The organism is Marinomonas polaris DSM 16579, from assembly GCF_900129155.1.
Classification (GTDB): Bacteria; Pseudomonadota; Gammaproteobacteria; order Pseudomonadales; family Marinomonadaceae; genus Marinomonas; species Marinomonas polaris.
Window position 1 is genome coordinate 13,645 of sequence record NZ_FQVF01000033.1, and the last position, 14,322, is coordinate 27,966.

Genomic DNA, 14,322 nt, shown 5'->3' on the forward strand with positions numbered 1-14,322 from the left:
TATTTTTTTCTGCATCATTGAAATGGTGTGTATTTCATCTACAATAACTTCCTACATAGAGCTCAATACATTGAAAACGAGATAGTCAAAATATGGCGACCACATTAGGTGATTTTGTTCAGATAACATCAGGTCATCCATTCAGAGGACGGATTGAGTCCAACAAAGATGGCGATGTTTACGTCGTACAGATGCGAAATATTGATGCAGAAGGAAGAATCGACGTGAAATCACTGACTCTAGCCAAGTCAGTGAGAGAGAACTCACTAGATAGACTAAGGCAGAATGATATAGTGTTTATTGCTAAGGGAAGCAACAACACAGCCTCATTAGTTGAAGGTCTCACTAAGGATACAGTCTGCGCGCCCCACTTCTTTCATTTAAGAATCAAACCGAATAAGCAGAATAGTATTTTAGCTGGGTTTATATGTTGGCAACTCAATCAAAAGCCTGCACAACGCTACTTCAAGGTATCAGCTGAAGGTAGCCTGCAAGTCAGCATTCGAAAAAAAGTATTGGAAGAAACCCCCTTTGTTTTACCTGACTTAGAAACACAGAGAAAAATTGTCAATTTACATCGATGCTCCATGAAGGAAATCAAAACGTATTATCGGCTAATTGAAAACAGGCAGTTAGAAATGACAGCCATCGCATCAGACCTTCTAAACCGTTTAGATAAAAGTACATAAGGAATCAAAAATCATGACAACCAACCAAATCAATCAGGACGATATTAACAAGGCGGTCTGGAACGCATGCGATACCTTTCGTGGTGTGATCAGTGCTGATACCTATAAAGACTTCATCCTCACCATGCTGTTTTTAAAATACATCTCTGATATCTACAAAGACGAATACAACAAACTAATCGAACAGTATGGCGACAACCCAGAGCTAATTCACGCCATGATGTCGAAACAACGCTTTGTATTGCCTGAAGGCGCAAGCTTTTGGGATTTATACGAAAAACGCTATGAAGCAGGCAACGGCGAGCGCATTGATAAAGCTCTCCATGCACTAGAAGAAGCCAACGGCAGTAAGCTTAAAAACGTATTCCAAGACATCAGCTTTAACACCGACCGGTTAGGCCAAGAAAAGCAAAAGAACGATTTACTCCGTCACCTTTTAGAGGATTTCGGTAAAGACATCTTAAACCTAAGTACCGAACGCGTGGGCAGCCTAGACATCATCGGTAACGCCTATGAATATCTTATTAAACACTTTGCTGCTGGTAGTGGGGCAACCGCTGGTGAATATTATACCCCGCCTGAGGTTTCAACCCTTCTAGCCACCGTTTTAGAGCCTGTTGAAGGCGACCAAATATGTGACCCCTGTACCGGCAGTGGCTCGCTGCTTTTAAAGTGTGGCGCCATGGTTCGTAAAAACACTGGCTCAAAAAAGTACGCATTATTTGGACAAGAAGCCATTGGCTCTACATGGGCATTGGCCAAAATGAACATGTTCCTACACGGTGAAGACAATCACCGTATTGAATGGGGCGACACCATTCGCAATCCACTATTACTTGAAAATAAGCAGCAAGGTAAATACGGTAACGGCTTATTGCACTTTGATGTGGTTACCGCCAACCCCCCGTTCTCGTTAGATAAATGGGGGCATGAGTCTGCGAAAAACGACCCTTATGGCCGCTTTAATCGTGCTATACCGCCAAAAACAAAAGGCGATTACGCCTTTATTTTACACATGATTGAAACACTAAAACCTGAAAGCGGCAGGATGGCGGTGGTTGTGCCACATGGCGTGTTATTTAGAGCGTCTACGGAAGGAATAATTCGTCGGAATCTGATTGAAGAAAACCTGCTTGATACCGTGATCGGATTACCAGAAAAACTGTTTTTTGGAACGGGTATCCCTGCGGCTATTTTAATATTCAAGAAGAAAAAGTCTGATAAAAATGTCTTATTCATCGATGCCAGTCGCGAATTCAAATCCGGCAAAAACCAAAACCAACTAACACCTGACAACATTCAAAAAATCATCGACACCTACAAAAACCGCAAAACGGTTGATAAATACGCATACCTAGCAAGTTTTGATGAAATTGCCGAAAACGACTTTAACCTTAACATCCCTCGTTACGTTGACACCTTCGAGGAAGAGGCCGAAATTGATTTGGTGGCTGTGCGTGCCGAGCGGATACAACTTAAAAATGAACTGCAAAACCTTGAAGTAGAAATGGAAGGTTACCTAAAGGAACTCGGATATGAGTAACCCTGTCACTCGTCAGTACCATGAATTGGTTGACACTATTTCAACGGCATTTCGTGAAGGACAGCTAAAAACCATCAGCGCCATTAATGCTGGCCTAGTATTCACCTACTGGCAAATAGGTCAGCATATTGTGGAATACGAGCAAAAGGGGAAAGCACAAGCGACTTACGGAAAACAGCTGTTAAAACAACTCAGTACAGACCTAAAACTAAAACATGGTAAAGGTTTTAGCATTAGTAATTTGCAACGCTTTCGTCAGTTTTATATGCAAAACTCAAATTATGCGACAGTGTCGCACAATTTGAGCTGGTCCCATCATGTTGAACTATTGAAAATAGACAACTCAACTGAGCGGTCGTTTTATACCCAGCAATGCATCCATGCCAACTGGAGTATTCGTGAGTTAAAACGACAAAAAGACAGCGGCTTATTTTTGCGCCTGGCTGCGTCGAAAGACAGAGAACAAGTATTAGCCCTTGCCACGCAACAAGCGCTTGTTAACAAACCAGAAGATGTGCAGCGAGACAGTTATGTATTTGAGTTTTTAGGCTTGCCAGAAAAAGACAACTACAGCGAAAAAGACCTTGAAAACGCTTTGTGTCACCATCTGGAACAGTTTTTATTGGAATTGGGCAAGGGCTTCACCTTTGTTGGTCGCCAATATCGCATCACGCTAAACAACACTCACTACAAAGTCGACCTCGTTTTTTACCATCGCATTTTGCGCTGCTTTGTTTTAATTGATCTTAAAATAAACGATGTGAAGCACCACGACATAGGCCAAATGAATATGTACATGGGCTATTTTGCTGCAGAAGAAAACATCGAAAGCGACAACCCACCCATTGGTATTATTTTAAGTAAAGACAAAGACGAACTACTGGTTGAATACGCCACCTACGGCATGGACACAAATTTGTTTGTACAAAAATACCAACTGTACCTACCCAACGAAGAAGAGCTACGCCGAGAAGTCGAAGCGACCCTGATGGAGCAGAGCCATGATGAATAAAGAACAACGATTGACCCGCAAAAACGAACTGCAAAACCTTGAAGCAGAGATAGAAGGCTACTTGAAGGAGCTAGGTTATGGTGCCTAATGGATGGGAAAAAGGTGTAATAGAGGATATTGCTAAAGTTTCTTCTGGTGGAACTCCTAGTAGACAAAATGATTCGTATTGGATTGATGGTCAAATACCTTGGGTAACAACAACTGAAGTTCAGTTTGGTATTATTAACGATACAGAGCAAAAAATAACTGAAGCAGGACTTAAAAATTCATCAGCGAAACTTTTTCCAAAAGACACTATTTTAATGGCTATGTATGGCCAAGGAAAAACTCGTGGTCAAGTTGCAAAGCTAGGGATTGAAGCTTCAACAAATCAAGCGTGTGCTGCATTACTACTCAATGATGGCTTTGAAGTTGATTACTACTATCAATATTTAGTCAGTCAATATGAAAATATTAGAGAATTAGCGAATAGTGGCGGTCAACAAAATTTAAGCGCAGGAATTATTAAAGGTATTCATGTTCCAATTCCTCCGCAGTTAGAACAACGCAAAATCGCCACAATTCTATCCACTTGGGATAAAGCGATTAGCTCCACAGAGCGCTTAATCGACAACAGCAAGCAGCAGAAAAAAGCCCTCATGCAACAACTGCTCACAGGCAATAAACGCCTACTTGATGACTCAGGTAAACCGTTTGAAGATAAATGGGAAGAATTTCAGCTAGGCCAACTGTTTAAAGAAAGAGTTGAGACAGGCTTTAATGATTTACCTCTAATATCAATTACTTCAACTGGAGGAGTTATAAGTAGGGATGATGTTGGCCGTAAAGATACGTCAAACAAGGATAAATCAAAATACAGAAGAATTTGCCCCAACGATATTGGTTACAATACCATGAGAATGTGGCAAGGAGTTTCTGGGCTTTCTGATCTTGAAGGTATTGTTAGCCCTGCATATACAATTTTAATCCCTCAAAATGGAGTGTCACCAAAATTTGCTTCATATTTATTCAAGCTGCCAAAATTAATTCATATTTTTGAACGCAATTCTCAAGGTCTAGTTTCAGATACATGGAATCTAAAATACCCCCACTTTGCCAAAATAAAGTGGCACTTTCCTAACTATCAAGAGCAGGACAAAATAGCTAGCGTATTAATCAATGCAGATCAAGAAATCAAACTACTAGAAAAACAACTCGCAGATTTAAAAAAAGAGAAAAAAGCGCTGATGCAGCAACTGTTAACAGGCAAAAAGAGAGTTAAAATTTAGATAAGGGAATATCAATGACAACAACTGAAATGTTTACCGATTTTTTAGCAAATTTGAAAATTGATAATGCTGCTTCAATTACATCAAAGTACGAAGAAATAACATCAGCGTTGAATAAAAAATTTCGTGATACCGAATCCAAAACGGCAAATAGCTTACAGGTCGGTTCATATGGTCGCTGGACTGGCATAAAAGGCATTTCAGACCTTGATATGCTTTACATTATGCCAGCATCAAAATGGAATGATTACAAAGACAGTAAACAATCTAAGTTGTTGGATGATACAAAAGATGCCATTTCTACTAGGTATCCTAGAACTACCGTTAAAAAGGACAGATTAGTAGTTCAAGTTATCTACAATGGCTTTATGGTCGAAGTTCAACCTGTGTTTGAGCAAGACGATGGCAGCTTTAAATATCCTGACACATACAATAGTGGTAGCTGGAAAGTTACCAAACCTCGTGAAGAGTTAAAGGCCATGAAAGAGTTTGTAGATCAAAAGAATAAAAATCTACGGAAGCTTTGTAAAATGGCTAGAGCATGGAAAAACAAAAGCGGTGCCGGTATGGGTGGTCTACTTATCGATACACTAGCGTATAATTTTCTGAAGTCCTCTTCTGATTACGATAATCGGTCTAAAGTATTCTATGACTGGATGTGTAGAGATTTTTTCAAGTATTTATCTGAAGAACCAACTAAAGATTATTATCTGGCACTCGGCAGTAACCAGAGAGTAAACGTTAAAGCAAAGTTTCAGCGAAAAGCGAAAATAGCATATGAAAACTCGTTGAAAGCTATAGAGGCTGGTGAGTCATCATCGGCGCATAAAAAGTGGAAAAAAATATTTGGAAGACCATTCCCTGCTGCTGCAATTCAAGAGAGTAAATCCTCAGCTTATAACTACAGAAATACAGAGCAATTCATTGAGGATTCTTACACTGTAGATATCAGATATAACTTAACTCTTGAATGCGAAGTGTCTCAAAATGGGTTTAGAGAAGCCTTATTAAGAACGATGTTGGCTAGTAAATTAAAGTTACAAGCTAAGAAAAAATTGAAGTTTTATGTAGCTGATATCAATGTGCCCGGAGACTTCATATTGAAGTGGAAAGTTTTGAATCAGGGTACAGAAGCGGAGAAACGTGATTGTATCCGTGGCGATATTTTGGTCGATAAAGGCTTTAGAAATAAAGAAGAAAAGACTGATTTTAATGGAGAACATGTTGTTGAATGCTATGCCATTCAACACGGTGTGGTTGTGGCGAAAGATAGAATTGATGTGCCGATTCAATAGGAGACAAAAGTGGATATTAACAACTTGAAAAAGCACATTGCTGAAACAGCTTATAATGTTGGTTACTCAGCTAAGCTTCATTTCGCTAGCTATGAAATGATAGAAAGACTACCCGGGTTAATTAGTTTTTTTTCTATGGCCTTTGGTATTTATGCGTTAGCGTTCTCTAACCTTTCGACAAAATTCATGTCTTGCGCATTACTGGTGTTAGGCTTAATCGGTTTATACGTGTCAATGCGCAATGGTGAAAAAGCAAATTATAAACAGAATGGTGATTCACTAATGGACCTGTTTAATGAGCTTAAACATCTCATGTCAGAATTAGAAGGTGTATCACCTGACATCCCAAAAGCAAAAACTGATCTTAAAAATATAGAAATTAAATTTAATCAAAGCTGTGCACCACATCAGATTATGTTTGCTTCTTGGCTTGCGCATTATAAATTCTTTTGGGAACAGCAAATTGCTTGGATAGATGAACAAAGAAAATTTGGATTTTTTAGGGACAAAGTACCTCTAACTTTTTGGATTTCCTTAATAGTGATGGCAATTATCATTTTGCTAAATACAGATTCAATCATAACTCATGTTTGTGAATTCATTCAAACAAAAGGATTTAACTCATGAGTAATGGTTCTGTTAACTTCCAAGAAGAATTCAGCGCAAAAATCCCCGCACTGTCTTTACTCTCAAATCTGGGCTACACCTTTATTCCTCCAAGCGAATGCGAGGCTTTGCGTGGCAATGCTCTAGCAATCAATAAGAAAAGAACTCATCAGGTTATTTTGTTGCCTAAACTGCATGATTTTTTAGCCAAACAAACATTTCCATTTGCTGGTAAGCAACACAAACTCACTGAAGCCGCAATTGATAAAGTGATGCATGAGTTAAACCCAGCAATGAACTTAGGGCTAAAAGCAGCCAATGAAAAAATCTATAATGCCCTGATGTATGGAGTGAGTGTTACTGAGTTCATTGATGGCAAAAAAGCCTCTCCGACTATTCAACTTATTGATTGGCACCATTTAGGTAATAACCAGTTCCATTTTACCGAAGAGTTGGTTATACAAAATGCAGAAGGCACAGGCAACCGCATTCCCGATATTGTCTGCTTTGTAAATGGTCTTCCTCTAGCGGTCATCGAAGCCAAGCGACCAGACTCAAAAAAGGAAGGTCGCTCAACAAATACCGAGGCGATTTCTCAGCATATTCGCAATCAAGGCCAAACCGAAATCCCTCACCTTTATGCCTACAGTCAGTTATTACTATCGGTCAATGGTCACGATGGTTTATATGGCACCTGCGGCACACCTGAAAAGTTTTGGGCTAAGTGGAAAGAAGAAGACTCTCACCTTGGAATAACAGAAGCTGAGTTTATCCGCTTGAAAAATCAGGCCTTAAACGATCAACAGCTCAACCGACTTTTTGATCACCGACCAACCTCCTCCAGAACACAATACGAGTCGTTAATAAGCGCTGGAGATTTGGCCGTGACCGATCAAGACAGGATCATCACTTGCTTACTACGCCCCGACCGTTTACTGGAAATGACGCGCTTATTCACTTTATTTGATAAAAAAGCAGGCAAAATCGTCGCTCGTTATCAGCAAGTATTTGGCATTAAAGCGTTAATAGAGCGTATCAGTACGTTTGATCCTGCTGGCGCACGAGAAGGTGGCGTGATCTGGCACACCACCGGCAGCGGCAAATCCTTTACCATGGTATTTTTATCCAAAGCCTTGATTTGGTTTGAAGAGCTCGCCCAGTGCCGAGTAATAATTGTTACCGATCGAATAGACCTAGAAGACCAGCTAAGCCGTACCTTTTCATCTGGTGGAGTCTTTACCGCACGAGATAAAAAAGAGGCCATGGCGACATCAGGTAAGCGCTTGGCAGAGCAAATCGGTCAAGGCAACGAGCGGGTCATTTTTTCCATCATTAATAAATTTGGCTCCGCGGTAAAACAAAAGAACTGCTTTAACGACAGTCCGAATATTATCGTTTTGGTTGATGAAGGCCACCGTAGTCAAAACGGCGAAAACAACATTCGGATGCGACAAGCCTTACCAAAAGCAGCCTTTGTTGCCTTTACCGGAACTCCCCTATTAAAAGACGATAAGACCGAAAATAAATTCGGTAAGATCATTCACTCCTACACCATGCAACAGGCCGTCGAAGACCAGACGGTCACACCTCTATTGTATGAAGAGCGCATTCCCGATTTGAATGTGAATGACAAAGCCATTGATGCCTGGTTTGATCGAATTACCGAAAAACTCACAGACGAACAAAAATCGGATCTGAAAAGGAAGTTCTCTCAAAAAGGACAAATTTACCAAACCGAAGGTCGTATTGAGTTAATTGCCCACGATATTTCTGACCACTTCCAGAACTTTAAACAAAGACATTTAAAAGGTCAGTTGGCTTGCGACTCAAAAGCCACGGCCGTTCGCTATCAATATGCTTTAGATAAAATTGGCAAGGTCACTTCGGTACTTGCTATGTCTTCGCCAGACACCCGTGAAGGACACGAAGATGTGGACCAAGAAAGCAAAGATATCGTCCAAAAGTGGTGGAAAAATAACGTAGCACAAACGTATCGTGGTGATGAAAAGGCATATACCTCAGCGATCATTAATGAGTTCAGCCGTAATGAAGGACCCGATATTATGATCGTCGTCGATAAGCTTTTAACAGGCTTTGACGAGCCAAAAAACACCGTACTGTATATTGATAAACCTCTCAAAGAACATAACTTGATACAAGCAATTGCTCGGGTAAACCGTTTACACAAAAAAAAGCAGTTTGGTTACTTAATTGACTATCGCGGCATTTTAAAAGAGCTAGATACCACAATTGATAAATACCAAGACCTAGCTGAGCGTACACAAAATGGCTTTGAAATTGATGATTTGAAGGGCTTATATAATCGAATGGATATGGAGTATAAGAAGCTCCCAGGCTTACATCGTGATTTATGGACGATTTTTGATAGCGTAAAGAACAAGCAAGATGGTCCCGCGTTAAGACAAGCATTAGCGCCAAAAATCCGCGAATCAAACGGACATTTTAATGATGCTAATTCGAAGAAAAGAGACGATTTCTATGCCGCTCTCACTGCCTTTTCTAATTGTATGAAGGTCGCCCTTCAATCAGCCAATTACTTTGAGGACAAATTTTTTGATGGTGCTTCTCCTGCCGGGAACAAACGAGACCTCTATAAACGTGACTTAAAATCGTTTGTTGAGTTGCGCCTACAAGTCCGTGAAGATGCCAATGAAACCATCAACTATGACGAATACTCAGAAGACATTCGAAGCTTGCTAGACAAGCATATTGCCGGCATTGAAATAAAAGAGCCTGAAGGCGCCTATTTGGTAGGTAATTTGGGTAGGCACGCTCAACCAGAAGAAATGACCAGCGATGAAGCTCGAAATCAAACTGATAAAATTACGGGGCGTATCACCAAAATGATTGAACAGGATTTGGCAGATGACCCTTATGCTCAGGAGCATTTTTCTAATCTTCTAAAAAAAGCCATTGAGGATGCGAAAGCCATGTTTGATGCGCCGGTCAAACAGTACATTTTATTTGCCGACTTTGAACAAGATATTAAAGAACGCAAGATGCCAGACATGCCAAACGATTTTGTCGACGCGTCTGGAAAGCTCAACAGACATGCACAGGCCTATTTCGGATTATTCAAACTTCTTTTTGATGATGAGCTCTTATCTGAAAAATCATTGGATAATAGTCGTTTGGTTTCTCTCGCGTTTGAAATTGATGAGGCTGTTACAACGGCTGTTGCAGAATATTCTATTAATCCAGCTGAAATTGAAAACGCCATCAGCATGAAGTTACTACCCGTGTTGTTTGTTGCTGTAGGTCTCGATAACGCTCAAAAATTGATAGAAGAAGTCCTAAAAATCACACGTTTAGGCTTAGCAAGAGGGTAAGGCGAAATGGCAACACCCAGTGAAACAGGTCTTTTTACTTATGGAGACAACGCCATCCAATATCATATCATTCGTAAACTAGCGATTTGTGATGATGCATTAAAAAGTAATCGGAAAGTTACGATAAAAGTATATCCAGACCAAAAAGTAACAGCCTCTGCCCCTTTTGATGCGTCTGACGAGCTCATAAGAAAAGCTGTGCTAAAGCGAGCTAGATGGATTTGGCAAAGCATCGAAGCGTTTGCTAAGCAAAAAAATACTGTGATACCGAAGCATTACGTCAGTGGCGAAACACAATTTTATTTAGGCAAACGTTATGTTTTAAAAGTGCTGGTGGATACTAACCAAACAAACAACGTCAAACTGAGTCGTGGCCAACTACAGGTAACATTTCAGCAGGATCACGAAGAGCGTACCAAGAAAGTAAAAGCGCTCGTTGATCAATGGTACAAAAATAAAGCTCAAGTGCTGTTTCAACAACGACTGACAGAAATACTCAGCAAAACCACGTGGGTGACAGACACGCCATCATTTCGTGTGATGGCAATGAAAAAACAATGGGGGAGCTGCTCCGCCAAAGGCCTATTAATGCTCAACCCTCACCTTGTGAAAGCACCTAAGGAATGCATTGATTACGTGATACTTCATGAGCTTTGTCACATTGCAGAACACAACCACAGCGAACGATTCTGGCGATTACTCACACAAGTCATGCCCAACTGGAAAGAAGTAAAAGCCAAACTCGATGGAATGGCCGAAGTCTACTTAAATGGATAGAAATCAGTCATGAAAAAGGGCCTAGCACAAACAGCTAAGCCCTTATTTATTGTTATTATCTATAACGTTTTACCAGCAGTCCCCTTGAAGAAATGCAGGAACACTTCCAACTAACGAGCCTCTGAGCACCTCATAACTCGAAAAACGCTCGTAGTCACTCGTTAGCTTATCTTGAACCCATAGTGACACAGCTTCAAAATTCGAAAATACCGGCGAGACATTGAGGATTGAAGCAAGCCCAACACCGTCGTTTATATGAAGATCATCGATCAGCATTTGTGATGTTTTCAATGCCTGAGGTGTCACCCAAATATTTGATTGTGTCATAGTGTTTTCTCCCCTTCAGCGGAACTCGAGTCACTTTTTCCAAGCATTGCAGCACTTTCTCTCTGTAATAAACGGTCGAATGCTGAACCGTCCTGTCGAGTCAGGTTAGGTACATACCGAGAGTAAACGCGAAATAACATCTCCGTCGTCGTATGCCCCATCTGACGAGCAATCCATTCTGGATTTTCACCCGATGCCAACCACAACGTCGCTGCTGTGTGGCGTGTTTGGTAAGGGCGTCGTTTCTTGAGATCCAACAGCCTTAGCAGTGGATACCAAATACGCTTCGTCACAGTGTCACTTCTAAGAGGCGTACCATCAATATTGCAAAATACTAACTCCTGATCATGCGTCATTTTGTATTGCGCTTTTAATGCGTCATAGACAGGCTGAGACATGTAAATCTCACGCTGCGAGCCATCTGTTTTAGTATAAGTAAACTCCCCTTTTACCCAGGTTTCACGAATTAGAATCTGCCGTTTTTCAAAATCAACATATTTCCATTTAAGACCATCCACTTCGCCAGTACGCATTCCCGTAAAAAACCGCACTGTGAAGTAACTTTTGAAGTCTCTTCTAACCAACTGAATAATCAAATTTACTTGATCTAAAGAAAACGGATCTATGTCTGTTTTCATGATTTTTAACGATTTAATTCCTTTCCAAGGAGAGGTAAACTCGTATCGGTCGGCGGCCTCATTAATAATCATTCGAAGAGGTGTCATTATCTTGTTGATTGATGCAGGCTTAAGAGCACTAGTTTTTCGTTTAAGTTCTTTGGCGAGAGTTGAACGAAAATTTAGTATGTCTGCTTTTGTGATGCTGCCGACTTCTTTTTCACCGAAGTAAGGTATTGAGTACACATCAATGCTATTCCTCACTGAAAGAGCATGTGAATTCCTCCACTCGATCTTTTTTTCATCAAACCAAATCTCTGCAAACTCTTTAAACAAGAGCGTTTTTCTGGTTTTTTTCTCAACATGCTCAGCCAGTATTTCACCCTGCTCTCTGAACAACTTAGCCTTTTTACTATTTGGGAAATAATCCCAATACTTAAATGTGCCCAATGTAATTTCAGCCTCAATGCGATCAAGAATTTGCTTTGCTCGCTTCTTGTTCGCAGGGGAGTCCATCAGCTTAGTCTGCTCACGGCAGCGCTCACCCTTAAAACGAAAACCCAGCAGCAACTTACCGCTTCTAACGTTAATGCTTCCCATATACCACTCCTAGTGGACACCAGCCATCAATGTGTTAATAGCAGGCACTTTAAACATGTCTTCCTCTATCTGCTCCCAGATGTACAAAATTTTGCGACCACCGAACGGTCGAAAATAATGGATGCCCTCGATAAGAACCGTGTCTTTTAATTTGCGACGTATGGTCTTACTGTCGTACTTGATACACTCAGAAAGTTCTTCGGTTGTTAAGTATTTTTGATTCATAATAGATCCTATTGATTCTTTTATGACTCATTTGAGTCATAAAAGAACAATAGTAGGCTTTAATGACTCAGTCAAGATAAAAATGACTCAAATATGACTCATTTGATACAATAGGAAAAACTCTAATTGGAGAAGAACAATGCTGCGTGTCATGTTTAAGCAATTACTCGATGAGAAATCATTTAAAGAAGGCAGGAGAATTACTGTCGGAGAAGTAAGTCAAGATATAGGTATAAGTAGGGCTACTTTGACTAGGATAGCCAATCAGCCAGGCTACAATACCAATACAGATACACTTAGTGCACTATGTGACTACTTTGATTGTGAGCCAAATGAGCTACTAAAACGCGTGCTCTGAAAAGCTGCTCCAAGTTAGGGAAACTACGATTAAGAAGTTGCAAAACACTCAACTTCTCTTTTCCAAATAAAAAAGCACAGGATTCCATCTGTTTTGATGCTTTTCACCACTAAGCAAGCTTATTTAGCCTTGTTTAGTGGATTTTGAACGGATTAACCCCTTGCCGCCTGTATCATCTGGTCAACTCTAAACACATTAGATAAGGCAAACAGCATCGCCAGTTTGTTGTCGTTTTTCGCCAGCCCTCGATAGATCACTTTCCTAAAGCCAAACTGTCGCTTTATGATCCGAAACGGGTGCTCTACTTTTGCTCGGATACTGGCTTTGAGGTATTCTGTTCGGATTGGTTGCTTGTTGATTCTCGGGTGTCTCTTGAGAAGACGCACCTTACTTGGCATTTCTGCAATCAGCCAATCCGCCTCGATGTCTTTTAATTCCTCTCGTTTTTGTGCACCTCGATAACCTGAATCCGCTGAGATAAAGCGCTCCTCACCATGAAGCAGATTTTCTGTCTCTGTGATGTCATGTACGTTGGCGGCTGTTGTACTTAAACTGTGCGCCAGGCCTGTTCTCGCGTCTACACCAATATGAGCTTTTAACCCGAAGAACCATTGCTTACCTTTTTGAGTCTGGTGCATGTCTGGATCGCGTGCTTTTGCTTTATTTTTAGTCGAGCTAGCCGCTTCAATAATGGTGGCGTCGACAATGGTGCCTTCTTTTAGATAAATCCCAGCGCTAGACAACCACTTATTGACCTCTTTAAACAGCTGACGGGAGAGCTTATGCTTTTCCAGTAAGTGCCTAAAATTCATGATGGTTGTGTGGTCCGGGATAGCACTGTCCAGCGACAATCCAGCAAACAAACGCATGGACGTGATTTCATAAAGCGCATCCTCCATAGCAGGGTCGCTCATGTTGTACCAATGCTGCATACAGTGAATGCGAAACATGGTGGATAACGGATACGGTCTTCTTCCTTTTCCTGCTTTGGGGTAAAAAGGCTCAATAACGGCTTCAAGCTGATTCCACGGCATCAGCACATCCATTCGAGCCAAGAAAATCTCTTTACGTGTTTTACGACGTTTGTTGCTGAATTCGCTGTCGGCAAAAGTGAGTTGATGTGACATGGTTAGGCTCGAAGGTTAAAAATGAATTGTCTCATGCACGGGACTTATTCGCATCTTCCTTAGCTAAAAATCATTTTACTCACCATATGGTCACAAAAAGCGAAGGACATTTAATGCTGATTGAAGACTATTAGTTAAATATATAGTCCCTCCGGAGGGTACTGCACATGTATACCTAACATGTCTTTAATACACTTTAATCCAATTAAATCAGAAATTTATGAGGTAATTAAATTTACATGAAATGTGTATTAAAGTGCTTTAATAGATATTTAATAGTCAAAATTGATAATAGCATACTTGCAAAAATGCTCAATTAATAACCGATATTTGTGTAGTCAAATTTAGCGTTTTCCACTCGACTTTTGATAAGTTGCATATTTCGGAGCATTCCGAACAGCCATTTCGGTATGATCCGGCCACTTTTAAGCGAACTCCGAAATCAGTGATCGGATTAGCGAAATGTGCGGTCGGAATGACCGAAATCCTTCTTTTTTCTCTTTTAAATCAATAGCTCGCTATTCTTTA

13 protein-coding genes are annotated in these 14,322 nt (G+C 40.6%); 9 read left to right on the top strand and 4 right to left on the bottom strand.

Going from position 1 to position 14,322, the window contains the following annotated elements; all coding sequences use genetic code 11:
• The first annotated feature begins 92 nt into the window (after nt 1-92).
• The 8 genes from BUA59_RS22805 to BUA59_RS22840 all read left to right on the top strand — a co-directional run bounded on the left by BUA59_RS22805 (nt 93) and on the right by BUA59_RS22840 (nt 10,540).
• Nucleotides 93-689 (top strand): restriction endonuclease subunit S, encoded by a 597-nt coding sequence (locus BUA59_RS22805; protein WP_072842391.1) that lies wholly within the window; start codon nt 93-95, stop codon nt 687-689.
• A gap of 13 nt (nt 690-702) precedes the next feature.
• The gene (locus BUA59_RS22810) at nt 703-2,232 is read left to right on the top strand and encodes a type I restriction-modification system subunit M (protein ID WP_072842392.1); all 1,530 of its coding nucleotides are present in this window, start codon (nt 703-705) and stop codon (nt 2,230-2,232) included.
• Entirely contained in the window at nt 2,225-3,244 is a 1,020-nt protein-coding gene (locus BUA59_RS22815; protein ID WP_072842393.1) for a PDDEXK nuclease domain-containing protein, read from the top strand. Before BUA59_RS22810 ends, BUA59_RS22815 begins: the two co-directional genes overlap by 8 nt.
• A 77-nt stretch (nt 3,245-3,321) precedes the next feature.
• On the top strand, nt 3,322-4,512 hold the full coding sequence (locus BUA59_RS22820; RefSeq protein ID WP_072842394.1) for a restriction endonuclease subunit S: 1,191 nt from the start codon (nt 3,322-3,324) through the stop codon (nt 4,510-4,512).
• 14 nt (nt 4,513-4,526) lie between these two features.
• Complete coding sequence (locus BUA59_RS22825) at nt 4,527-5,807, top strand: SMODS domain-containing nucleotidyltransferase (RefSeq protein ID WP_072842395.1); 1,281 nt, start codon at nt 4,527-4,529, stop codon at nt 5,805-5,807.
• Nucleotides 5,808-5,816: 9 nt separating this feature from the next.
• A complete protein-coding gene (locus BUA59_RS22830) occupies nt 5,817-6,434 on the top strand; it encodes an SLATT domain-containing protein (protein WP_072842396.1) in 618 nt (205 codons plus the stop codon).
• A complete protein-coding gene (locus BUA59_RS22835; protein WP_072842397.1) occupies nt 6,431-9,763 on the top strand; it encodes a type I restriction endonuclease subunit R in 3,333 nt (1,110 codons plus the stop codon). Before BUA59_RS22830 ends, BUA59_RS22835 begins: the two co-directional genes overlap by 4 nt.
• A 6-nt stretch (nt 9,764-9,769) precedes the next feature.
• The gene (locus tag BUA59_RS22840; RefSeq protein ID WP_072842398.1) at nt 9,770-10,540 is read left to right on the top strand and encodes a M48 family metallopeptidase; all 771 of its coding nucleotides are present in this window, start codon (nt 9,770-9,772) and stop codon (nt 10,538-10,540) included.
• A 69-nt stretch (nt 10,541-10,609) separates the two neighbouring features.
• Here the strand turns inward: BUA59_RS22840 and BUA59_RS22845 are convergent, their stop codons facing one another.
• Genes BUA59_RS22845 through BUA59_RS24065 form a run of 3 tightly spaced genes read right to left on the bottom strand, consistent with a single transcriptional unit; the run spans nt 10,610 to nt 12,309 of the window.
• Nucleotides 10,610-10,867 (bottom strand): hypothetical protein, encoded by a 258-nt coding sequence (locus tag BUA59_RS22845; protein WP_072842399.1) that lies wholly within the window; start codon nt 10,865-10,867, stop codon nt 10,610-10,612.
• Nucleotides 10,864-12,084, bottom strand: a complete 1,221-nt coding sequence (locus BUA59_RS22850; RefSeq protein ID WP_072842400.1) for an Arm DNA-binding domain-containing protein — start codon at nt 12,082-12,084, stop codon at nt 10,864-10,866. The genes BUA59_RS22845 and BUA59_RS22850 overlap by 4 nt, the downstream gene beginning before the upstream one ends.
• A gap of 9 nt (nt 12,085-12,093) precedes the next feature.
• A complete protein-coding gene (locus BUA59_RS24065) occupies nt 12,094-12,309 on the bottom strand; it encodes a hypothetical protein (RefSeq protein WP_072842401.1) in 216 nt (71 codons plus the stop codon).
• 151 nt (nt 12,310-12,460) lie between these two features.
• On the opposite strand from BUA59_RS24065, the gene BUA59_RS22860 reads away from it, so the two are divergent.
• Nucleotides 12,461-12,667 carry a helix-turn-helix domain-containing protein gene (locus tag BUA59_RS22860; protein WP_211537571.1) on the top strand — a complete coding sequence of 69 codons (207 nt, stop codon included), beginning with the start codon at nt 12,461-12,463 and terminating at the stop codon, nt 12,665-12,667.
• A 152-nt stretch (nt 12,668-12,819) separates the two neighbouring features.
• Here BUA59_RS22860 and BUA59_RS22865 read toward each other — a convergent pair whose 3' ends face one another.
• Nucleotides 12,820-13,794 (bottom strand): IS5 family transposase, encoded by a 975-nt coding sequence (locus BUA59_RS22865; RefSeq protein ID WP_072842403.1) that lies wholly within the window; start codon nt 13,792-13,794, stop codon nt 12,820-12,822.
• Nucleotides 13,795-14,322 lie beyond the last annotated feature (528 nt).